The organism is Mesorhizobium sp. P3_A8 (genome assembly GCF_056402995.1).
The window spans coordinates 161,511-183,413 of record NZ_JBFUGI010000001.1 but is presented as its reverse complement, the minus strand read 5'-3'; the positions used below and the strand labels follow the sequence as shown (position 1 = coordinate 183,413).

Genomic DNA, 21,903 nt, shown 5'->3' with positions numbered 1-21,903 from the left:
GTTCCAACCCGCGCTGATCTCTTCGCCGGAAACGGCGCCGGCTGACTGCCGGAAGTGGGGCCATAGCTCAGTTGGGAGAGCGCTTGAATGGCATTCAAGAGGTCGTCGGTTCGATCCCGATTGGCTCCACCAAACAGTCCTCTTCCGTTTTGCAACGTCAAGCGCCGCTACGAAGTCGGCTTGGAACCAAGGCTGACGTAACGGCGGCGCGGCGTGTCTGTTAACCAGCCCGGGTTCGGGCTGTTTCTGTGTCCGGCAGCTTTCCCGCCTATTCCGAAGTCCCCGACCAGGTGTTGAAGCGCTCGCTGAGCTCTTCCAGATGGTCGAGCCAGAAGGCGCGGGCCTCCTCGCTGCCGATATGCAGGCCGGTCTTGAGGTTGTCGCCGGCCGGCAGCAGGGCGATGCGCTCGGGCTTGATGAACTTGTCGGCGCCGTTGATCGTCGTGCCGTAGGCGAAGATGTTGGTGAAGTCGGCCTGCCGCTTGGGGTCGGAAGCGTATTTGATGAATTGGTGGGCGAGATCGATGTAGGGCGACTTGGCGGGAATGGCCCAGGCGTCGACATCATACTGGGTGTTCTGCCAGACGATGCCGAAATGCTTGCCCTCGTCCAGCGCGGCGGAAACCCGGCCATTATAGGCGAGCGCCATGGCGACGTCGCCCGAAGCCAGCCACTGCGTCGGCTGCGCGCCGGCCTTCCACCACTGAATCTGCGGCTTGATGGTGTCGAGCTTGGCGAAGGCGCGATCGATGCCTGCCGGCGTCGACAGCACCTTGTAGACATCGGCGGGCGCCACACCATCGGCCATCAGGGCAAATTCGAGATTGATCTTCGGCCCCCGGCGCATGGCGCGCTTGCCCGGCCATTTCTGAAGATCGAAGAAGTCCTGCACCGTCGCCGGGCCTTCCTTCACGCTGTCCTTGTTGTAGGCGATGACGATCGACCAGGCCGTGGTGCCGACGCCGCATTCCGAAACCGCGTAGGGCACGAAATCCTTCTTGTCGCCGATCTTCGACCAGTCGAGCGGTGCAAAAATGCCTTCCTCGCAGCCGCGCACCAGCTCGGCGGTCTCGACCTGGACCACATCCCAGGGCACGACGCCGGTGTCCTGCATGGCCTTGAACGGCGCCCAGCCACCTTCATAGACGTCATCGAGAACTTTGATGCCTTTCTCCATGCCGAAAGGCGTGAAATAGATGTTGCGCTTGGCGTCCTGCACCGCACCGCCCCATGCCGTCACGGTGAAGTCGCGCGCCTGCGCCAGCCCTTGCGCGCCGATGCCGAGCACGGCCGCCAGCAGCACACTCCCGATAATGCCCTTCATGCCGATCCCCCTATGTTGCCAAGCCTTCAGTCGCCCTGGATTTGATAGCGCATAGCGGCTGAAACAGCGTGACGATTTTTGGGATGATATTCGCGCCAGCCGATCATGGATATGTGCGCCCCAGACCGCGCATGGCGCGTCGCCGCAGCAGCTCGAACAACGCCACAAAGACCAGTGTGGAGACGACCAGCAAGGCGGCGACCGCGACGATCGACGGTTCGAGCTGGTCGCGCAGGCCGGCAAAGAGCTGGCGCGGCAGCGTGAACTGCGCCGGCGAGGCGACGAACAGCGCCACAACGACCTCGTCGAAGGAGGTGATGAAGGCAAAGACGGCTCCAGACAGAACCCCCGGCGCGATGATCGGCAGGGTGATCATGCGAAAGGTGGTCAGCGGCGTCGCGCCGCAGCTCTGCGAGGCGCGCAGCAGCTGGCGGTCAAAGGCGCGCAGCGTGGCCATCACGGTGACCACCACGAAAGGAGCGCCAAGCATGGTGTGCGCCAGGATCAGGCCCGTGAAGGTGCCTGACATACCGATGCGGGCATAGAGAAAGTAGACGCCGAGCGCGATGATGATCGGCGGAACGACCAATGGCGACATGAAGATCGCGATCACGATCCCACGCCCCGGAAACTTCGCCAGCATCAGCCCGCAGGCGGCCATGGTGCCCAGCACCGTGGCGAGGATGGTCGCGGCACTGGCCACGATCAGGCTGTTCTTCAGCGCCGTGAGCCATGGAAACGGTTGCAGCACCTGTTCATACCAGCGCAGCGACAGCCCCGGCAGCGGATAGCTGAGGAACGTGCCCGAGCTGAACGAGATCGGGATGATGGCGACGATCGGCAGCACCAGGAAGGCGCAGGTCAGCAACACCAAGAGGCGCAGCACGATGCCGCCGAACCGCTGCTGCCAGGTCAGGAAACCAGGCGAGGCGTTGACGGTCCTCATATCGGCAGACCGCGCGCTCGAAACAGTCTGGCGAATATGACATAGCTGAGCAGCGTCGAGACGAGCAGCAATGTCGCGACCGCGCTCGCCATGCCCCAATTGCCGATCTCAAGCGCGAACTCGGTCACCAGCGAGCTCAGCATCTGGTCGCCGGCGCCGCCGACCAGCACCGGCGTGGTGTAGTAGCCGAGCGACAGGATGAAGACGAGCAGGGCGCCGGCGCCGAGCCCGGGCAGCGATTGCGGCAGGTAGACGCCGAGGAAAGCCGACAGCGGCGTCGCGCCAAGCGAGCTGGCGGCTCGCATATGCAGCGCCGGTATCGTCCTCATCACGCTGTAGAGCGGCAGCACCAGGAACGGCAGCAGCACATGCACCATGACGACATAGACGCCGAAGCGGTCGAAGATGAGCTGGAGCGGCTGGTCGACGACGCCAAGCCGGACGAGCAGGCTGTTGATGATGCCGTTCTTCTGCAGCATGACGATCCAGGCGGCCGTCCGCACCAGCACGGAAACCAGGAATGGCAGCAGCACCGCCGCGAGCACCAGGCGCCTGGCGAGCGGCCGGCAATGCGCGGCGTAAAAAGCCAGGGGATAGCCGATGGCGACGCAAAGCAGCGTGACGACGAGGCTGATCCAGAAAGTGCGCGTGAGATAGGTGATGTAGACCGCGCGATCGGGTGGCACGCCAATGATGCTGCCATCCCATTCCCGTTCGAGATCGAGCACCTGCAGCAGATAGCGCGGCGTCAATGCGGCTGAGGCCGAGCGCATGGCGCGCCAGGTGGCGAGATCGTCCCAGCGCGGATCGACGGCCGCGAAGGCCGCCCGGTAAGGCGGGGTCAATGTCTCGGCCTTGCGCGCGGTCTGCATCACCAGGCTGCGAAAGCCCGGTATCTCCTGGTTGAGCCGCGTTGCGATTCCGGCGACGGTTTTCGCCGCATAGCCCCGAGCCAGGTCGTCGGCGAGCGCGGCATAGGCGGTCTCCGCGGGCAGGGCGTCGCCAGTCCAGCCGGCCAGTGCCGCGGTCGTTCGCGGCAGTGCCGTGCGCATCTCCGGGCTCCAAACCGAAAACAGCAGCATCGAGGCGATCGGCAGCACGAAGATCACCAGCAGGAAAACAAGCAGTGGAGTCACCAGTGCGAAGGCGCGCAGCTGGCGCCGCCGCTCGGCACGGCGCAGGCCGGCGCGAAGGTCGGCCATCGGCGCCGCGTTGGTGGTCGTCATTGTCTTGCGTCCAGCACACGGGCACTGCCCGCTGCCCAGCTCAGTGCAACGCGTGCGCCGGCTGAAAACCGCTCCGGCCCCGCGATCGTCGTCCATGCCATGAAGCCGGTGCGGCCATCGACCTCGATTTCGTAGCGCAGATGATCGCCATGGTAGATCGTCGAGCGCACGGTTGCCGGTATAGAGCCGGTTCCGCCTGTGTCGAATTGGCTGAGAATTGTCCGTTCCGGCCGCACCGCGACGTTGACATGCATGCCGGGCCTGGCAGCGATCGCATTGATGGCTTGCACGGTGACGCCGCAGTCGAGTTCGACCATGCACCCGTCCTTGTCTTCGCGTACCGTGCCGGGGAAATTGTTCATCTCGCCAATGAAGTTGGCGACGAAGGAGGAGTTCGGCATTTCGTAGATCTGCTCGGGCGTGCCGAACTGCCGGATCACACCTTTGTCGAGCACCGCGATCCTGTCCGACAGGGTCAGGGCCTCCGACTGGTCGTGCGTGACATAGAGAACCGTCACGCCGAGTGCGGCATGAAGATGTTTGATCTCGATCTGCATCTCTTCGCGCAATTGCTTGTCCAGCGCCCCGAGCGGCTCGTCCATCAGCACGATCTCCGGCTTGAAGACGAGCGCGCGGGCGAGCGCCACGCGTTGCTGCTGGCCGCCGGAAAGCTGCGCCGGCAGCCGTTCGCCGAAGCCGTCGAGGTGGATCATGCCCAGAGCCTCGTCGACCCGCCGTGCGATCTCTGCCTTGGCCATGCCGCGTTGCAGCAGCGGATAGCCGATGTTGCGGCGCACGTTCATATGCGGAAACAGCGCGTAGCTTTGGAACACGATCCCCATGTTGCGCCGATAAGCCGGGACGCGGTCGAGCGGCCGGCCGTCGAGCAGCAACTCACCGCCGGTCGGGCTCTCAAACCCGGCCAGCATCATCAGCAGCGTCGTTTTGCCCGAGCCGGAGGGCCCAAGCAGCGTCAGGAACTCGCCGCGACCGATGTCGAGGTTGAGGTTTTCGACGACGTTGGCCAGCCCATCATAGGTCTTGCTGATGTTGCGGAATTCGACGATCGGTGCAGGCGCGGCATCGTGGGCTTGGTGTGCCAAGGCATCCTGGGGCGGCCGCTGTCCGGCATCCAAATGGCCAGCAAGGGCCGAAGGCTGCTCGTTCATGATCCCCCTCTGGAACGAAGTCGCTGCGGATGTTGCCGGTCCAGGTTGAAATAGCAAGCTGTTGACCAGCTGGCGCCGTCAACTTGTCGGTGCGGAGCGGCGGTGCTTAGTTGCGCGAGGGTTCGGGCAGAGGGCGTGACGGTGATCAAGCGATTCGAATGGCTGGGGGAGCGTCAACCCCGATTGGCCAGCATGAAGGCCAACGCCGAGCTTTCGCCAAAACATCGGCTCGTGCTGGCATTGGCGCGGCTGGCGATCACGCTTCGGCATCCGCAGCTTGTCGCGCGCTTTACGAGGAAGCTGGGCTATCTGCCCAATCCCGCCGCGCCGCAGCGGTACAATGAGTGCATGCTCTGGCGCAGGCTGATCGACCACAACCCGTTGTTTGTTACGCTGTCGGACAAGCTTGCAGCGAAGGATTACATCAACAAGGTCTGCCCCGATCTGCCGGTGCCCAAAACCTTGTGGCGCGGCCATGATCCCGATGAAATTCCGTCCGCGCTGCTTGCGGGTGATGTGATCGTCAAGGCCAACCATGGCTGCGACATGAATATCGTCATCTCAAACGGCCAGCCGGATCGCACCACCATCATTGAAGCCGCGAGGGGGTGGCTCGGCAAACGCCAGGGACGCTACAACAGCGAATGGGGCTATTGGCCGATCGTGCCGGAAATACTGGTCGAGGAGTTGCTGCCGCTCGCCGGCGGCGAGATCGCCACCGAGATCAAGGTTCAGGTCTGTAGCGGTGTCGTCTGCCACGTCAGGGCCGAGGACAAGAAGATCCTGATGTCGCACCTGTTTGACCCCGACGGCAATCCGTTGCCGGGCCGCGATATCGATTATCCCAGAGAGGACCAGGCGCTCGCAGTGACGCCGCGCCTGCTCGAACTCATTCGCCAGGCAGCCACGATCGCCCCGCGCATTGCCGGCGATCTCGATTATGTCCGCGTCGATTTCCTGGTCACCAATGAGCGGCTGTTTGCCGGCGAGGTCACCGTCTACACGGCGGGTGGCTATTCCACCTGGAGCAATCCCGCCATCATGGCTGGCATCGAGCAGCACTGGCGGCTCGAGCACGCTGGTTTCCTGCGGCGGCGCCACACCGGCTTCACCAGGCTCTACGCCGAGGCGCTTCTGGCAAAATGCGGCGCTTCAGCGCCATTTCCCGTGGAAGAGGTACCTTTGCAAAGTTTGCCGGGCTGAACCCGCTCATCACCACTCGGCGAAGGAGCCGTCCTTGTGGCGCCAGATCGGGTTGCGCCAGCGGTGGCCTTCCTTGGCTCGCTCCTTGACGTACTCTTCGTCGATTTCGACACCCAGTCCCGGCCCATCGGGAATGGCGACATAGCCATCTTCGTAACGGAAGACATCCTTGTTGGCGGCGTAGTCGAGCAGGTCGTTGGCGGCGTTGTAGTGGATGCCGAGGCTCTGCTCCTGGATGAAGCAATTGTAGCTCACGGCGTCGAGCTGCAGGCAGGCGGCGAGTGCGATCGGTCCGAGCGGGCAGTGCGGCGCGACCGCAATGTCATAGGCCTCGGCCATTGCCGCGATCTTGCGGCATTCGGTGATGCCGCCGGCATGCGACAGATCGGGCTGGATGATGTCGACCGCGCCTTGCTCGAACACCGACTTGAAATCCCAGCGGCTGTAAAGCCGTTCGCCAAGCGCGATCGGCGTCGAGCCAAGGGCGGCGATCTCCTTCAGCGCCTCGCGGTTTTCGCTGAGCACCGGTTCCTCAATGAACATCAGGCGGTAGGGCTCGAGCTCCTTGACTAGAATGCGCGCCATCGGCCGGTGCACGCGGCCGTGGAAATCGACGGCGATGCCGATATTGGGGCCGACCGCCTCGCGCACCATCGCGACACGCTCGATCGCGGCATCGATCTTGTCGTGGCTGTCGACGATCTGTAGTTCTTCGGTGCCGTTCATCTTGAGCGCCAGGAAGCCTCGCGAAACCACCTCCTTGGCGCCCGCCGCCACTTCCGCCGGCCGGTCGCCGCCGATCCAGGAATAGACCTTGATGGTGTCGCGCAATTTGCCGCCGAGCAGCTCGTGCACCGGCACACCGAGCGCCTTGCCCTTGATGTCCCACAGCGCCTGGTCGATGCCGGCGATGGCGCTCATCAGGATCGGGCCGCCGCGGTAGAAGCCGCCGCGATGCATCACCGTCCAGTGGTCCTCGATCAGGCGAGGGTCCTTGCCGATGAGATAATCGCCAAGCTCCTTGACCGCTGCCTCGACAGTCAGCGCTCGGCCTTCCACTACCGGCTCGCCCCAGCCGGTGACGCCGGCATCGGTCTCGATCTTCAGGAACAGCCAGCGCGGCGGAACGATGTAGGTGGTGAGCGAAATGATTTTCATGCTGGTCTCAGTTGTTCTTGAGTTTCTTGGCGCTGACGAGGTCGCGCGCCGCAAGGTCGAGAATCCGGTTTGCAGCACCTCGTGCCGCTTCTGCATCGCGCATGCGCAGCGCCTCTACCACCTCACGGTGCGCCGCCACCGCTTCCATGCGCCGGTCGAGTGAAATCACCGCTGTTGCCTCCAGCGAGAATTTCAGCCCGGTGTCGATCAGATTGCCGATCTGGCGAAAGATCGGGTTGTGGCTCGCGGCATAGACGATCTGGTGAAAGGCGATGTCGCTGCGCGAGAAGGCGGCGAGATCCTCGCCGGCGCCGGCCATCCCACGCCACGCCGCTTCGAGATTGGCGATCTCCTGCAGGGTCGCTCTCGTGGCGGCAAGCTCGGCGACCAGAGGCTCGATGGCGCGGCGCGTTTCGAGGATGGCGTCGAACAGCTTGTCGTCGAGCGCATGCGGCGCGTGCCAGGCCAGCACTTGCGGATCGATGATGTTCCAGTCGTCCTCATTGCAGACGATGGTGCCGACGCGCGGCCGCGACAGCACCAGCCCCTTGGCGGCCAGCACCTTCAGCGCCTCGCGGATGACGGTGCGACTGACGCCATATTCGACGCCGAGTTCGTTTTCGGTCGGCAAGGAGGAGCCGGCCGGATAGCGGCCGGAAAAGATGTCGGAAGCGATTGCCTTGGTCACATCGGGCATGACGCGCGGGCGGCGGGTGGCCGTGTCTCCTGAAGCCTTCTTAGAAGTTTCGGTCACCTCAGCCCTCCTCCAAGGCGGCGAACCCGCTGATTTCGCACAACCGGCCCGGCCTTACCGGATGCGAATGATTTGCGCCAGCGATCCCTGCTCAGAGCATGTATCTTAATTATCATACCAGATCAATTGACGAGTATGATAAAAGCGAATACAGACTCCGGCATCCGGGCTGAGCGCCCGGCCATCGCTGGGAGGTAATCATGCGACTTTTGAAGACCGCGCTCGTCGCGGGCGCACTTGCCGTGCTGTCCGTCACGACCATCGCTGCATATGCTCAGGACACCAAGATCGGTTTCATCGTCAAGCAGCCCGAGGAGCCGTGGTTCCAGGACGAATGGAAGTTCGCCGACCAGGCCGCCAAGGAAAAGGGTTTTACCCTGGTCAAGATCGGCGCCGAGGACGGTGAGAAGCTGATGTCGGCGATCGACAATCTCGGCGCCCAGGGCGCGCAGGGCTTCATCGTCTGCACGCCTGACGTCAAGCTTGGCCCCGGCATCGTCGCCAAGGCCGCCGCCAACAACCTCAAGCTGATGACCGTCGACGACCGCCTGGTCGGCGCCGACGGCAAGGCGCTCGAAGACGTGCCGCATATGGGCATTTCGGCGACCAAGATCGGTGAGGCCGTCGGCCAGGCGATCGTCGACGAAATGAAGGCACGCGGCTGGAAGGCCGACGAGGTCGGCGCCATTCGGGTCTCCTATGACCAGCTGCCGACCGCCGTCGACCGTGTCGAGGGCGCCATTTCGGTGCTGAAGGCGAACGGCTTCAAGGCCGAAAACATTTTTGACGCGCCGCAGGCCAAGACCGACACCGAGGCTGCGCTCAATGCCGCAACGGTTGTGCTCAACGCCCATGCCGACATCAAGAAGTGGGTCTCCCTCGGTCTCAATGACGAGGCGGTTCTGGGCGCAGTGCGCGCTTCCGAAAGCGTCGGCATTCCGGCCGAAAACGTGATCGGCGTCGGCATTGGCGGCGCGGACTCGGCGATCAACGAGTTCAAGAAGCCGACCGCCACCGGCTTCGTCGGCACGGTGATCATCTCGCCAAAGCGCCATGGCTACGAGACGGCGCTCAACATGTATGACTGGGTCGCCAACAACAAGGAACCGGCGAAGCTGACCTTGACCTCCGGTGCGCTGGCCAAGCGCGACGACTACCAGAAGGTCCGCCAGGGCCTCGGCATCGAATAATCCTCCCTGTACAACAGGCGGCAGCTCATCCCGCCGCCTGTTTGTCATGGCTCAACAAGGGCCGCACCAGAAGGATCGACGTCGGTGTCCTTTCTCGACTTCTCGCACATCACCAAGACCTATCCGGGCGTCAAGGCGCTGTCGGACGTCTCGTTCGGCGTCGACAAGGGCGCCGTGCATGGCCTGATGGGTGAGAACGGCGCCGGCAAATCCACCCTGATCAAGATCCTGTCGGGCGACCAGCATGCCGACGAAGGCGAGATCCGCATCGACGGCAAGGTCCAGGCCTATTCATCGACCCGGGATGCCTTTGACAATGGCGTCATCGTCATTCACCAGGAATTGCAGCTCGTCCCTGAGCTCACCGTTGCCGAAAATCTCAGCCTCGGCCGCTTCCCCGCCAGCGCCGGCATCATCGCCGGCCGCCGGATGCTGGACGACGTTGGCGCCAAGCTGAAATCGGCCGGCATCGACATCGACATCCGCCGCAAGGTCAAGACGCTGTCCATCGGCGAACGCCAGATGGTCGAGATCGCCAAGGCGATCATGCTCGACGCGCGTGTCATCGCCCTGGATGAGCCGACCTCGTCGCTGTCCTCGCGCGAAAGCGAAATCCTGTTTGCCCTGATCGACCGCCTGCGCGGCGAGGGCAAGGTGATCATCTATGTCTCGCATCGGCTGGACGAGGTGTTCCGGCTCTGCGACAGCCTGACCGTGCTGCGTGACGGCAAGCTCGCGGCGCACCATGCATCGCTGAAAGGCGTCACTCGCGACCAGGTCGTCGCCGAAATGGTCGGCCGCGAAATCTCCGACATCTGGGGTTTTCGCCCCCGCAAATCAGGCGATGTCAGGCTGAAGGTCGAAGGCCTCTCCGGCGCAAAGTTGAAGACGCCGGCCAGCTTCGAGGCGAGGGCGGGCGAGATCGTCGGTTTCTTCGGCCTGATCGGCGCCGGGCGCTCGGAGCTGATGCGGCTGGTCTTCGGCGCCGACCCGCGCTCGGGCGGCACCATCACCGTCGACGGCAAGATCGTTCGTGCCACTGATCCCCATGACGCGATCCGCGCCGGCATCGTGCTGTGTTCGGAAGACCGCAAGCACGACGGCATCATCCAGGGTCGCTCGATCGAGGAGAACATCAATATCTCGTCGCGGCGTCATCACACCCGCTTCGGTGTGCTCAACCGCGCCAGCGAGATCGCCACGGCGGAAACCTTCATCAAGAAGCTCAAGGTTCGCACGCCTTCGCGCAAGCAGGACATCATCAACCTCTCCGGCGGCAACCAGCAGAAGGTCATCCTGGGCCGCTGGCTGTCGGAGCAGGGCGTACGCGTCCTCATCGTCGACGAGCCGACGCGCGGCATCGATGTCGGCGCCAAAGCCGAAATCTACGAACTGCTCTACCAACTCGCCGAAGACGGCATGGCGATCGTCGTCGTCTCGTCCGAACTGCCGGAGGTGATGGGCATCTGCGACCGCATCCTGGTGATGTGCGGCGGACGCGTCAGCGCCGAACTTGACCGGGACCAGTTCGCCGAAAGAGCGATCCTGGCCGCAGCCCTTCCCGACCAGAAAACCCCCGACGCGATCGCATCCTGAGGATTTTGCCATGACCGACCAGTTGAAGAAGCTCCTGCTCGGCGAACAGGGTCTCGTCGTCATCTTCATCGTCGCCTTCGCGCTGGTGTCGCTCCTGGTGCCGAACTTCCTGACCGACCGCAACATGCTTGGCCTGCTGCAATCGGTGGTCACCGTTGGCATCGTCGCCTGCACCATGATGTTCTGCCTGGCCGCCCGCGACTTCGACCTGTCGGTCGGCTCGATCGTCGCCTTTGCCGGCATGGTCGCGGTGATGGCGTCGAATTATACCGGTTCGATTCTGCTCGGCCTCCTGGCCGCGATCGCCTGTGGCGCCTTTGTCGGCTTCATCAATGGCGTCGTCATCGCCAAATTCCGCATCAACGCGCTGATCACGACATTAGCCACCATGCAGATCGTGCGTGGGTTTGCGCTGATTGCCTCCGACGGCCGCGCTGTCGGCATAAACAGCCCGGATTTCTACCAGTTGGCGCTTTCCAAACTGCTCGGCATCCCGACGCCGGTCTGGGTGCTCGCCATCCTGTTTTGCATTTTCGGCTTCGTGCTCAACCGCACCGTCTTCGGCAAGAACACGCTGGCCATCGGCGGCAATCCCGAAGCGTCGCGGCTGGCCGGCGTCAATGTCGACAGGACGCGCATCTGGATCTTCGCGCTGCAGGGCGTCGTCTGCGGCATCGCCGGCATCCTGCTTGCTTCGCGCATCACGTCCGGCCAGCCCAACGCGGCGGTCGGGCTCGAGCTCTCGGTCATCTCGGCCTGCGTGCTCGGCGGCGTCTCGCTCGCTGGCGGCCGCGCCACCATGTCGGGCGTCATCGTCGGCGTGCTGATCATGGGCATTGCCGAAAATGCCATGAACCTGCTCAACATCCCGGCCTTCTACCAGTACATCGTGCGCGGCGTGATCCTGCTGCTCGCCGTGCTGCTCGACAATCTGCGCTCGTCGGCACTCGGCCGCCGTTGATCCGTATTCCAGGGGAGTGACAGCGATGGCTGAGCGTCTGTCCGGCAAACGCATCTTTCTGACCGGTGCCGCGCAAGGCATCGGGCTGGCCATCGCCGAGGCCTGTCTGGCCGAAGGGGCAAGGCTGTTTCTGGTTGATCAGGATGGTGAGCTTCTGAACAAGACCGTTGCCGGCCTGGCCGCGTCGAAGGGTGATGTCGGCCATGCAACAGCCGACATCAGCGACGGGGCCGCGATCCATGCTGCCGTCCAGCAGGCAATCGCCGAGATCGGGCCGATCAACGCGCTGATCAACAATGCCGGGATGAACGTGTTCTCGACGCCGCTCAAGGCGACCGAGGAGGAGTGGAACCGCAATTTCGACGTCAACGTCAAGGGTGCGTGGAACTGCAGCAAGGCGGTGTTGCCGGGCATGATCGCCAGCAGCGGCGGTGCCATCCTCAACATCGCCTCGACGCACAGCTTCACCATCATCCCGCACACCTTTCCCTATCCGGTTGCCAAGCACGCGCTGCTCGGCCTGACCAAATCGCTGGCGCTCGAATATGCGGCGCAAGGCGTGCGGGTGAACGCGCTGGCGCCCGGCTATGTCGAGACGCAGAAGGCGATCGACTACTGGGACAGTTTTCCTGATCCGGCGGCGGCGCGCGCCAACACTATGGCGCTGCATCCAGGCGGCCGCATCGCCTCAGTGCGCGAGATCGCGCTTGCCGCTGTCTTCATGATTTCCGACGAGTGCCCGTTCATGAACGCGGCCACTCTCGTCGTCGATGGCGGCCTCAGCCAGCTGCAGCATCCCGCCTGAACGCCGGAAAAAACCATGACCAAGAGACGATCGCAGCACTGGTTCGGCGGGCTGGGCAAGGATGCCTTCATCCACCGCAGCTGGATGAAGAACAACGGCCTGCCCGACGATGCCTTCGATGGCCGACCGGTGATCGGCATCTGCAACACCTTCTCCGAATTCACGCCGTGCCATGTCCATTTCCGCGGCCTGATCGAGCACATCAAGGCCGGCGTGCTGGAGGCCGGCGGCCTGCCACTGGAATTCCCGGTGTTCTCCTGCGGTGAATCCAATCTTCGGCCGACAGCGATGCTGTTCCGCAACCTGGCCTCCATGGATGTCGAAGAGGCGATCCGCGGCAACCCTATGGACGGTGTCGTGCTGATGGCCGGCTGCGACAAGACCACGCCGTCGCTGGTCATGGGCGCGGCCTCCTGCGACCTGCCGTCGATCGTCATCTCCGGCGGGCCGATGCTCAACGGCCGTTTCCAGGGTCGCGAGATCGGCTCCGGCACCGATGTCTGGAAATTCTCGGAGGATGTGCGCGCAGGCGTGATGAGCGAGCAGGATTTTGCCAATGCCGAAAGCGCCATGTCGCGCTCGCCGGGCCACTGCATGACGATGGGGACGGCCTCGACCATGGCCTCGATGGTCGAGGCGCTCGGCCTGGCACTGCCTGGCAATGCGGCCTATCCGGCGGTCGACGCACGCCGCAGCCGAATCGCCCGCATGACGGGGCGGCGCATCGTCGAGATGGTCAATGAGAATCTCTGCCCATCGGCTATCCTCACGAGACAGGCCTTTGCCAACGCCATCCGCGTCAATGGCGCGATTGGAGGCTCGACCAATGCGGTCGTGCATCTGCTGGCAATCGCCGGCCGTGTCGGCACAGAGCTGACACTGGATGACTGGGATCAGTTTGGCCGCGACGTGCCGACCATCCTCGACCTGATGCCGTCGGGTCGCTTCCTGATGGAGGACTTTTGCTATGCCGGCGGCATCCCGGCTGTGATGAAAGAGGTCGCCGACATGCTCGATCTCGACGCGCTGACGGTGACCGGCAAGAGCGTGCGCGACAACATCGCCGAAGCCCAAAACTACAATCCGGAAGTGATCCGCCCGCGCGACAAGGCGCTGACACCGCATGGCGGCATCGCCGTGCTGCGCGGCAATCTGGCGCCTGATGGCGCCATCATCAAGCCGTCGGCCGCTTCGCCAAGCTTGATGAAACATCGTGGCCGTGCCGTCGTCTTCGAGGACATCGATGACTACAAGGCACGCGTCGACGATCCCGCGCTCGACATCGACGAGCGCTCGATCATGGTGCTGAAAAATTGCGGGCCGAAGGGTTATCCGGGGATGGCCGAGGTCGGCAACATGGCGCTGCCGCAGAAGCTGCTGAAGCAGGGCGTCCGCGACATGATCCGCATTTCCGACGCCCGCATGTCCGGCACCGCCTTCGGCACGGTCGTGCTGCATGCCGCGCCCGAAGCAGCTGTCGGTGGTCCGCTGGCGCTGGTCAAAAGCGGCGACATCATCGAACTCGACGTCGAGGCGCGGAGGCTGCATCTCGACGTATCTGAGCAGGAGCTCGCGGAACGGCGGACGTCCTGGGTTGCGCCGGAGCCGGCGATGCACGGTGGCTATCAAGGTCTCTACACCGACCATGTCCTGCAGGCAGACCGTGGCGCTGACCTTGATTTCCTCGTCGGCAGCCGCGGCCACGCCATTCCGCGCGAAAGCCATTGAGGGCGAACGGGATGCCAAAGTTCCGGCCCGATGATTTCCACGGCATCCACGCCATCCTCTACGCCCTGTTCGACGGCGAGGAAAAACTCGACCGCGCGGCAATGCGCAGGCAGGTCGAGATATGCCTTGCGAACGGCGTGCATGGCATGGCGGCACTCGGCCTCGCGACGGAAGTTGCCAAACTGACCGAGGCCGAGCGCCGAACAATCATGGACTGGACGGCTGAAGACACCGCCGGGAGAGTGCCGCTCGCCTTCACCATCTTCGGCGCGTCCGTCGCCGAGCAGGTCGCACAGGTGCGCCACGCCGAAAGCGTCGGCGCCGATTGGGTGATCCTGCAGCCGCCGCCTGGGGGATCTTACGGGGCGCCGGAATACATCCGCTTCTTCGGCCGTGTGGCGGAGGCGACCGACCTGCCGGTAGCGATCCAGAATGCGCCGGCCTTTTTCGGCCGTGGGCTGACATCGGATGAAATCCGCGACCTCGTTACGCTTCACCCCAACATCAGGCTGATCAAGGGTGAAGGTCCGGTCACCGACATTGCCGGCCTGATCGAGCGCACCGAGGGCCGAATCCCGGTCCTCAACGGGCGTGGCGGTCTCGAACTGATCGACAATTTCCGCATCGGCTGCCGTGGCATGATCCTGGCGCCCGATTGCATCGACCTCGCCGTGCGCGCCTATGAGGCGTTCCGCGCCGGCGATGAAGCCGCAGCCGAGGCCGCGTATGCCAGAATGCTGCCGGCAGCGGTCTTCGTCATGCAAGGCATCGAGAACCTGATCTGCTACGGCAAGCGGCTGTTCGGCGCCCGCGCCGGCATTGCCATACAGGATCGGGCGCCGGCGATGCGGCCCAATGAGATTGGGCTCGCAATGGCCCGGCGCTTCGCCGACAATCTCGGGCGATTGCAGGGATAGAGCCAGGCTCGACGTAGGCGTCACCGCCTCACTGCCGCGCCGACCTCATCGAACAGGTTCTTGCCCATTCCGGTGAACTGTGATCCCTGTCCCGGAAACATGAAGACGCGCATCGCACTCCTCCGCTCCTGGATCGTCATCGGGCCGCGATCGGCGCGGCGGATTTGCCTGGAACAATCGTGATGTCGTCACCCGTGCCAGGCCGGCTCCGGCCATGAAAGAAGGCGATCCACGACGCGGCCAGGTCGATCTGTGGTACGTGCCCCTCGACGACTTCGGCGCCGACGATCAAGCCGCTTGCCTGCGGCTTCTGAACGCGCCCGAACGCGATCGGCATGACGCCTTCAAGTCCGAACCGGCCCGTCTTCAGCATCTCGCGGTTCGCGGCCTGGTCAGGACGACGCTGTCGCGTTACCGCGACATTGCCCCGGAACACTGGCGCTTTGACACCAACCGGTATGGCCGCCCGTTCATCGACGATAGCCTGGGCGTCAGCGGCCTCCATTTCAGCCTGTCTCACACCCATGGCCTGGTGGCCTGCGCGGTTGCCGCTTTCGCGGAAATCGGCATTGACGTCGAGCCGTGCGACCGCGACGTCGGTCTCGACGAACTGGCGCCGGCGGTCTTTTCGCCCCGGGAACGCGCACGCTTCGAGGCGATGAGCGGGCAGGCGAGACAGGATTTCTTTTTCACTCTGTGGACGCTCAAGGAAGCCTATGTGAAAGCGCGCGGCATTGGCCTCTCCTTGCCGGTGAAGAAGGTTGAGCTGGACCTGCAGGTCTCTCCGCCCATTGCCCATTTCGGCGACGAGATCGATGACGATGCCTCGCGTTGGGCATTCCGCAGCCTGCATCTGACGGGCCGGCACATTGTCGGCGTCGCAGCCGTCGTGCCCGATGGCGAACTCGAGATCGTGCCGAGGCGGACACGCGCCATCAATCCGCCTTTGCATGTATGATCAATCCAGTGCGGCCGGCTTCAGCCGAGAAGTTCGGCGGCGACTTCGAGCGTGTTGCGGAACGACGTTTCGAGATGGTGCTCCATCGCCTGCGCAGCGCCCTCGGCATCATTGCGCCTCAGCGCATCGAGGATGGCCCCGTGCTGCTCGATCGTCTGTTCACCATAGCCGGGCTTCGGGATGACGAGGGTGCGGCCCCGATCCATCTGCGCCTTGGAGATGTCGACGGCGCGCCAGATTCCCGGCAGGCCGCAGATCTCGGCGATGGTGCGGTGGAAGACATCGTCGAGCTGGATCGCGGTGGCATATCGGCCGCGCGCTATGGCGAGCCGGTGCGCCGCCATATTGTCCTCCAGAAGTTCGCCGGCTGATGGCGTGAATTTGACTGCCGCGCGCCTGGTGCTCTCCATCTCCAAGGCGCGGCGGATGACATAGGCTTCTTCCAGGTCGACGCGGTTGATCGGAGCGACATAGGTGCCGGTCTGCGCCAGGATCGTGACGAGGCCCTCGTCACTGATGCGCTTGACCGCTTCGCGCACCGGTGTGCGTGAGACGCCGAGCGCTTCGGCGATGGCCACCTCGTTGATGACTTCCCCCGGCTTCATCTGTCCGGTGACAATCAGATTGCGGATCTGGTGATAGATCTGATCTCGCAGCGGCAGCGCCCGATTGAGCGTTGAAGGATCCAGGTCCATGGCAAATCCACGTCGTCGTTCAGCAGAAGTGGTCAGATTATATTGGAATGCCGCGTGTTCGATAGGCAGGCGCGAAGGCGGCCGAACTGCGCTTGATCTGGCCGCATTGGGGCCGCTGACAGCGATTGCCGGGGAAACGTTCAGGAGAAATCGAGCTGGACCTTCAACGTCCGCTGCGGCTCCCTTTCGATCAGGTCGAAGGCCGCCTTGGCGTCCACTGCGGCAAAGACCTGGGTGATCATCGCCTCCGGCTCGAGGCGCTTGTTCGCCAGCCATTCCACAACCTTGGGCAGCAATTGTCGGTTAAGACGCGAGCCGACAACAGTCAGTTCCTTGCGTACCACCTCTTGCTGGCTGAGGCTGGACGGTGTCGCCGAGAACCCAAGCAGACCGATGCGGCCGGCCGGGCTGGCGATGCGGCATGCCTCGTCGAGAAGCGCCGGCACGCCGGCGCCGTCGATGATCACCGTCGGACCAAGGCCGTCATTTTCGTCCCGCACGGCGTCAGCGACCGGCTGGCGCAGCGAATGGATCACCGCATCCGCGCCAAAGCCCGATGCGCGCTCAAGCCGGGCCTCGTCGATGTCGGCAACGATGCAGCGCGCGCCAAGCAGCTTGGCCACCTGCAGCACGGTGACGCCGACGGTGCCGGCGCCGTAGACCAGCACCGTGTCCTGCGGCCCGCAGCCGGTTCTGTCCAGCACATTGGCCGCGATCGAGAACGGCTCGGCAAGCGCCGCCAGACCGAACGGCATATCGGCGGGAACGGCAACGACATTGCGGGCCGGCACGGCGACGAGATCGCGGAAGCCGCCGTCACGATGAACGCCCATGACCTCGAGATTGGCGCAGACATTCGGCCGCCCGACACGGCAGGGATAGCAATGACCGCATGAGACCACCGGATCGACCACGACATGGTCGCCCGCGCGCACCGAGACAACACCCGCGCCGAGCGCGGTGACGACACCGGCAAACTCATGGCCGATGATGCGCGGATAGACGGCAAACGGGTTCGATCCGTGCAGGATATGCATGTCTGACCCGCAGATGCCGGCGCGCTGCACACGCACGACGACTTCTCCGGCATCAGGCTGTGGCTCGGTGCCAGCCTGAACGGCGAGTGCCCCCGGTTTGCGGACGACGATATCAACCACGGCAGCACACCTTTCAGGACTTCGAGACGAGGGCGACGGCGCGCAGGGGCGATCCTGATCCGCCTTCGATCGCCAACGGCAAGCTGACCAGGGTGCAGACGGGCGGCAGCAGGCCGAGATTGGCGAAATTCTCGCCGACCAGGATATCGGCGCCGAGCAGAATGTTGTGGGCGGGGAAATCGCTCGAGCCGAAGCGGTCGATCGACAGGCAATCGGTGCCGACGATCCGGACACCACGTTCGACCAGCAGCAGGCTGGTCTCGCGCGACAGCCCCGGCCAGTCCTCCAGCACCCGGTGGCTTTGCTGCGGATCGCTCCAGAACTGGTCCCAGCCGAAGTGGAAAAACACGGCGTCACCGGGCGCGATCGCGCCGTGCCGGTCTTCGAAATCCCGGATTTTCTCTGGCCCGACCATCGTTGCCGGCGCCATGTCGCGGGCGTCGATCGTCACCATGCGGCCGAAGAAGCGATCGACCGGGACGTCGGCGATCGAGCGTGCGCCGGGGACGAAATGCAGCGGCGCGTCGAAATGCGTGCCGGTATGCTCGCTCATGCAAAGCGCATGATTGCAGGCGACGTCGCCGCGATCGAACGATTCCACCACTTCCTGGCAATAGTGCGGATGTGTTGGCCAGACCGGCATGCCGGCGCGCATGCGGTGGGTGAGGTCTACATAATCGAGGTCATCGTCAAACAGCATTGTGGATCCATCCATCCTCAGGCGGCGCTTCGCCGCGGCACGATCGCCACGATGAGGATGATCAGCACGCCCGTCAAAAGAAAGCGCACGCCGGCCTCGATGCGAAACGTGTTCAGCATCGTGGCCATCAGGTTGAAGAACAGTGCCGCGCCCCAGATGCCGATCGCATTGGCCTGCCCGCCGGCGACGCTGGTGCCGCCGAGCACCACGACGGCGATCGATTCCATCAGATAGGCGTCGCCCATGTTGAGCGCAGCGCCGCCGGTGAAGCCCGACAAGAGGAACCCGGCCAGCGCCGCTGCCGTGCCGCACAGCACATAGGCCGCCAGCCGCACCCTCCCGACCTCGATGCCCGCCAGCTTCGCGGCCGGCTCGCTCTGTCCACTAGCCAGGAGATGGCGGCCCCAGACGCTGCGCTGCAGGACCAGCGCGGTCAGCAGCGTCAGCGCCATCACGGCAATCGGCATGAACTGGATGCCGGCGATCCGCCACGAGGTGAACCAGGACAGCATCGCCGGTGGCTTCAGGGTCGCCTCGCCGCCGAGATTGAAGGCGAGCGACTGGAAGACGAAGCTCCAGGCCAGCGTGGCGATGATCGGCGGCAGCCGCAACGCTTTGATGGCTAGGAAATTGAGCCCGCCGGCGGTCGCGCCGACGGCGAGCGCCACCAGCAATCCGGGCAGGATCATCGTATCATTGCCGTTCATCACCGCCATCGACACATAGGCCGCGAGCGTCAGCACCGACGGCACGGAGAGATCAATGTTGCCTGGCCCCGAAGCGACCACCAGCATCTGTCCGGTGCCCACGACGACGCTGAAGGCGCCAAAGGCTAGTGCTGCGGAAATCGTCGCGCCGGCACTGCCCCAGCCGGAATAGGCAGTGGTTGCCAGCCACATCGCCAGCGCGACAATGAAGCCGTAAGTCCAGGGCGCGAGGAACAGCCGGCGGCGGATCATGAAACCCGCTCCGCCAAGAGGACGCGTCCGGCCAGCACCAGGAACAGGATCACGCCTTGCGCACCGATCTGCCAGGTCGGCGGTACCGCGAGAAAGGAGAGCAGCGATCCCGCCAGCGATAGCGTAAGCGCGCCGATGACCGTTCCCACCGGTGACACGATACCGCCGGTGAAGGTACCGCCGCCGAGGATGACCGCGCCGACCCCCAGCAGCGTGTAGGCAGGCGCGACATTGGGATCGCCGGAGGTGGTAAGGCCGGTCAGCGTAATTCCGGCCACGCAAGCGAGAAGCCCGGCGCCGGCATAGGTGGCGATGCGAAGGCCGACGATCGACCATCCGGCGCGCTCGACCGCGCGCGGATTGGCGCCGGCGCCACGCAGCACCGCGCCATAGGACGAGCGCGTGATGACAAGATGTCCGATGGCCGCGGCGAAGGCGGCCAGCCACACCGGCAACGGCAGCAGAGGCGGCTGCCAGCTCATGAAGCCAATGAGCCAGTCCGGCGCTGTGCCGCCGGGTGCCGGAAGCAGCAGGATCGCGGTGCCAAGCCAGATGAAGGACATACCGAGTGTCACAATGATCGAAGGCAGTTGCCTGACATGGATCAGCAGGCCGAAGCCGGCATAGGCGGCGATCGTCACCAGGTAGATCAGCACCGCGAGCACCGGAAAATCCGCGAGATAGAGCGCGGTGACGCAGGTGATCAGGCCGACAAAGGCGCCGTTGGACAGGTCGATGTCGCCCAGCATGATGACCATCATCTGCGCCAGGGCGGCGAACACCAGCGGCACGGCGAGCTTGAACAGCAGCGTGAAGCCGAAGTAGCTCATCGCCGCAGGGCGGATCCAGAAGATGACGGCCAGCATCACCAGCAGCGCTATCGCCGGCAGGCCGATCTGCACGGCGCCGACAAGCCATGCCGGCCGGGCAGAGCGGCGGGAGGAGAGGACCGCGTTAGCCATGCGCGCCCCCGAAGGAGGCCTGCAGGATGCGAGCCGGTTCGATGTCGTTACCGTCGAGCTGCACCTCCGCCCGGCCTTCGCGGAAGACGTAGAGCCGGTCGCAATTGCTCAGCTCCTCTAGTTCGGTCGTGTACCAGACAAAGCAGCGTCCGTTCTCGGCCTCGCTTCGGATCAGCTGGTAGACCTCATGCTTGGTGCCGACATCGACGCCGCGCATCGGATCGTCGAGGAAGATCACACGCGCATCGGACGCCAGCGCGCGGGCGAACAGCACTTTCTGCTGGTTGCCGCCGCTCAGGCTGAGGATCGGCGTGTCGATGGAAGGGGCCTTGACCTTCAGGCGCGTCGACCATGTCTGCGCCAGGTCGCGGGCAGCCCTGGTCGAGATCAGCCCGTTGCGCCGCAGCGCCTTCAAGCTCCGGATGGTCAGGTTTTCCGCGATCGACCACAGCGTGAAGACGCCCTCGCCCTGCCGGTCGCCGGCCACATAGGCGACGGGCGTGGTCGGACCGCTTCGGCGGTTCTGCTTGCGGGCCGCGGAAAACAGCGCGCGCAGCCGCTCGCGCTGGCCGTGGCCGTCAAGGCCGGCAAAGCCGATGATCTCTCCCGCCGCTGCCTGGATCGACAGGTCGTCGCCTCCGTTCCCGGGATGGTCGACCACCAGCGGCTTTCCCAACGCGGCAATCTTGCGGTTGGAGCGGTCGCGCGGCGCCTCGATGCTGCCCATCAGTTCGACCAGCGCCGAGCGCGTCAGCCCTGCCGTCGGCCGTGCGGCCACCACTTTGCCGTCGACCATGACCACGGCCCGGTCGCAGACCGCGAGAATCTCGTTGAGGCGATGGGTGATCAGGATGCAGGCGATGCCGCGCGCCGCCGCGCGGCGGATATGGTCGAGCAACTGCTGGGTGGCTTCATGTCCGAGCGCCGATGTCGGTTCGTCGAGGATGACGCAGCGCACCGGCGTGTCGGTTTCACTGAAAGCGCGCGCGATCTCCACCATTTGCCTTGGACCGATCGCCAGGTCGGCCACCCGGGTTTCGGGGTCGATGCCGTGGCCCGGGAAAATCTCGCCCAATGTTTTCCCGATGACAGCGCGGGCGCGCTTGCGCCAGCCGAGGCCGCGCAGGGTGCGATGAACGATGCGCGTGTTCTCGGCCAGCGATAGATTGGCGCACAGCGACAATTCCTGGAAGACGCAGCGCAGTCCACCGGTCTGCGCTGCGAACGCGCTCCATTTGCCGACCGGCACGCCGTCGAGATCGAAGGCGCCGCTGCTTCGCTCGACGGTGCCGGCAAGCACGTTCATCAGCGTCGATTTGCCGGCTCCATTATGGCCGACGAGGCCGACGACCTCGCCGGGCAGGATGCTGAAGTCGACACCGCCCAGCGCATGAACCGCGCCGTAGCTCTTGCGGACGTCGCGCACCGCCAGATAGGGGCGCGCGGCGTCCGCCGAGGCGACAGGCTGGTCGGACGTCGCGGCGCTGTTCAAGGC

General features: G+C 64.4%; 20 protein-coding genes and 1 tRNA gene. 9 read left to right on the top strand and 12 right to left on the bottom strand.

Annotated elements, in window-relative coordinates:
* Window positions 1–56 precede the first annotated feature (56 nt).
* Window positions 57–132 (top strand) — tRNA-Ala (locus tag AC1DX4_RS00820).
* 136 nt (window positions 133–268) lie between these two features.
* On the opposite strand, the gene AC1DX4_RS00815 is transcribed toward AC1DX4_RS00820, so the two are convergent.
* From AC1DX4_RS00815 to AC1DX4_RS00800, 4 genes are all read right to left on the bottom strand, one after another.
* Entirely contained in the window at window positions 269–1,324 is a 1,056-nt protein-coding gene (locus tag AC1DX4_RS00815; RefSeq protein ID WP_477218514.1) for an ABC transporter substrate-binding protein, read from the bottom strand.
* 103 nt (window positions 1,325–1,427) lie between these two features.
* Window positions 1,428–2,270 (bottom strand): ABC transporter permease, encoded by an 843-nt coding sequence (locus AC1DX4_RS00810; RefSeq protein WP_477218513.1) that lies wholly within the window; start codon window positions 2,268–2,270, stop codon window positions 1,428–1,430.
* Window positions 2,267–3,496, bottom strand: a complete 1,230-nt coding sequence (locus AC1DX4_RS00805; RefSeq protein WP_477218512.1) for an ABC transporter permease — start codon at window positions 3,494–3,496, stop codon at window positions 2,267–2,269. Before AC1DX4_RS00805 ends, AC1DX4_RS00810 begins: the two co-directional genes overlap by 4 nt.
* Window positions 3,493–4,599, bottom strand: a complete 1,107-nt coding sequence (locus AC1DX4_RS00800) for an ABC transporter ATP-binding protein (protein ID WP_477218511.1) — start codon at window positions 4,597–4,599, stop codon at window positions 3,493–3,495. The genes AC1DX4_RS00805 and AC1DX4_RS00800 overlap by 4 nt, the downstream gene beginning before the upstream one ends.
* 258 nt (window positions 4,600–4,857) lie before the next feature.
* On the opposite strand from AC1DX4_RS00800, the gene AC1DX4_RS00795 reads away from it, so the two are divergent.
* A complete protein-coding gene (locus AC1DX4_RS00795; RefSeq protein WP_477219090.1) occupies window positions 4,858–5,868 on the top strand; it encodes an ATP-grasp fold amidoligase family protein in 1,011 nt (336 codons plus the stop codon).
* A gap of 9 nt (window positions 5,869–5,877) precedes the next feature.
* Here AC1DX4_RS00795 and dgoD read toward each other — a convergent pair whose 3' ends face one another.
* Together dgoD and AC1DX4_RS00785 are read right to left on the bottom strand one after the other, a co-directional pair.
* Window positions 5,878–7,026, bottom strand: coding sequence for a galactonate dehydratase (gene dgoD / locus AC1DX4_RS00790; RefSeq protein WP_477218510.1), 1,149 nt, complete (start codon window positions 7,024–7,026; stop codon window positions 5,878–5,880).
* A gap of 7 nt (window positions 7,027–7,033) precedes the next feature.
* Entirely contained in the window at window positions 7,034–7,723 is a 690-nt protein-coding gene (locus AC1DX4_RS00785; RefSeq protein ID WP_477219089.1) for a FadR/GntR family transcriptional regulator, read from the bottom strand.
* Window positions 7,724–7,980: 257 nt separating this feature from the next.
* Between AC1DX4_RS00785 and AC1DX4_RS00780 the strand changes: the two genes are divergently transcribed.
* The 7 genes from AC1DX4_RS00780 to AC1DX4_RS00750 all read left to right on the top strand — a co-directional run bounded on the left by AC1DX4_RS00780 (window position 7,981) and on the right by AC1DX4_RS00750 (window position 15,935).
* Window positions 7,981–8,970, top strand: coding sequence for an arabinose ABC transporter substrate-binding protein (locus AC1DX4_RS00780; RefSeq protein WP_477218509.1), 990 nt, complete (start codon window positions 7,981–7,983; stop codon window positions 8,968–8,970).
* An 84-nt stretch (window positions 8,971–9,054) separates the two neighbouring features.
* Entirely contained in the window at window positions 9,055–10,566 is a 1,512-nt protein-coding gene (gene araG, locus AC1DX4_RS00775) for an L-arabinose ABC transporter ATP-binding protein AraG (RefSeq protein WP_477218508.1), read from the top strand.
* Between the two features lie 10 nt (window positions 10,567–10,576).
* Complete coding sequence (gene araH, locus AC1DX4_RS00770) at window positions 10,577–11,527, top strand: L-arabinose ABC transporter permease AraH (RefSeq protein ID WP_477218507.1); 951 nt, start codon at window positions 10,577–10,579, stop codon at window positions 11,525–11,527.
* Between the two features lie 25 nt (window positions 11,528–11,552).
* Window positions 11,553–12,332 carry an SDR family oxidoreductase gene (locus AC1DX4_RS00765; RefSeq protein WP_477218506.1) on the top strand — a complete coding sequence of 260 codons (780 nt, stop codon included), beginning with the start codon at window positions 11,553–11,555 and terminating at the stop codon, window positions 12,330–12,332.
* Window positions 12,333–12,347: 15 nt separating this feature from the next.
* Complete coding sequence (gene araD, locus AC1DX4_RS00760) at window positions 12,348–14,060, top strand: L-arabinonate dehydratase (protein ID WP_477218505.1); 1,713 nt, start codon at window positions 12,348–12,350, stop codon at window positions 14,058–14,060.
* A gap of 11 nt (window positions 14,061–14,071) precedes the next feature.
* Window positions 14,072–14,977 (top strand): dihydrodipicolinate synthase family protein, encoded by a 906-nt coding sequence (locus tag AC1DX4_RS00755; protein ID WP_477218504.1) that lies wholly within the window; start codon window positions 14,072–14,074, stop codon window positions 14,975–14,977.
* 214 nt (window positions 14,978–15,191) lie between these two features.
* Window positions 15,192–15,935: a 4'-phosphopantetheinyl transferase family protein gene (locus tag AC1DX4_RS00750; RefSeq protein WP_477218503.1), complete on the top strand. Its 744-nt coding sequence runs from the start codon at window positions 15,192–15,194 to the stop codon at window positions 15,933–15,935.
* Between the two features lie 20 nt (window positions 15,936–15,955).
* Here AC1DX4_RS00750 and AC1DX4_RS00745 read toward each other — a convergent pair whose 3' ends face one another.
* From AC1DX4_RS00745 to AC1DX4_RS00720, 6 genes are all read right to left on the bottom strand, one after another.
* The gene (locus tag AC1DX4_RS00745; RefSeq protein WP_477218502.1) at window positions 15,956–16,630 is read right to left on the bottom strand and encodes a GntR family transcriptional regulator; all 675 of its coding nucleotides are present in this window, start codon (window positions 16,628–16,630) and stop codon (window positions 15,956–15,958) included.
* 140 nt (window positions 16,631–16,770) lie between these two features.
* The gene (locus tag AC1DX4_RS00740; RefSeq protein WP_477218501.1) at window positions 16,771–17,787 is read right to left on the bottom strand and encodes a Zn-dependent oxidoreductase; all 1,017 of its coding nucleotides are present in this window, start codon (window positions 17,785–17,787) and stop codon (window positions 16,771–16,773) included.
* Window positions 17,788–17,800: 13 nt separating this feature from the next.
* Window positions 17,801–18,487 carry a cyclase family protein gene (locus tag AC1DX4_RS00735; RefSeq protein WP_477218500.1) on the bottom strand — a complete coding sequence of 229 codons (687 nt, stop codon included), beginning with the start codon at window positions 18,485–18,487 and terminating at the stop codon, window positions 17,801–17,803.
* Between the two features lie 17 nt (window positions 18,488–18,504).
* Window positions 18,505–19,446, bottom strand: coding sequence for an ABC transporter permease (locus tag AC1DX4_RS00730; RefSeq protein WP_477218499.1), 942 nt, complete (start codon window positions 19,444–19,446; stop codon window positions 18,505–18,507).
* Complete coding sequence (locus AC1DX4_RS00725; protein ID WP_477218498.1) at window positions 19,443–20,408, bottom strand: ABC transporter permease; 966 nt, start codon at window positions 20,406–20,408, stop codon at window positions 19,443–19,445. The genes AC1DX4_RS00730 and AC1DX4_RS00725 overlap by 4 nt, the downstream gene beginning before the upstream one ends.
* On the bottom strand, window positions 20,401–21,900 hold the full coding sequence (locus tag AC1DX4_RS00720; RefSeq protein ID WP_477218497.1) for a sugar ABC transporter ATP-binding protein: 1,500 nt from the start codon (window positions 21,898–21,900) through the stop codon (window positions 20,401–20,403). The genes AC1DX4_RS00725 and AC1DX4_RS00720 overlap by 8 nt, the downstream gene beginning before the upstream one ends.
* Window positions 21,901–21,903: the final 3 nt, after the last annotated feature.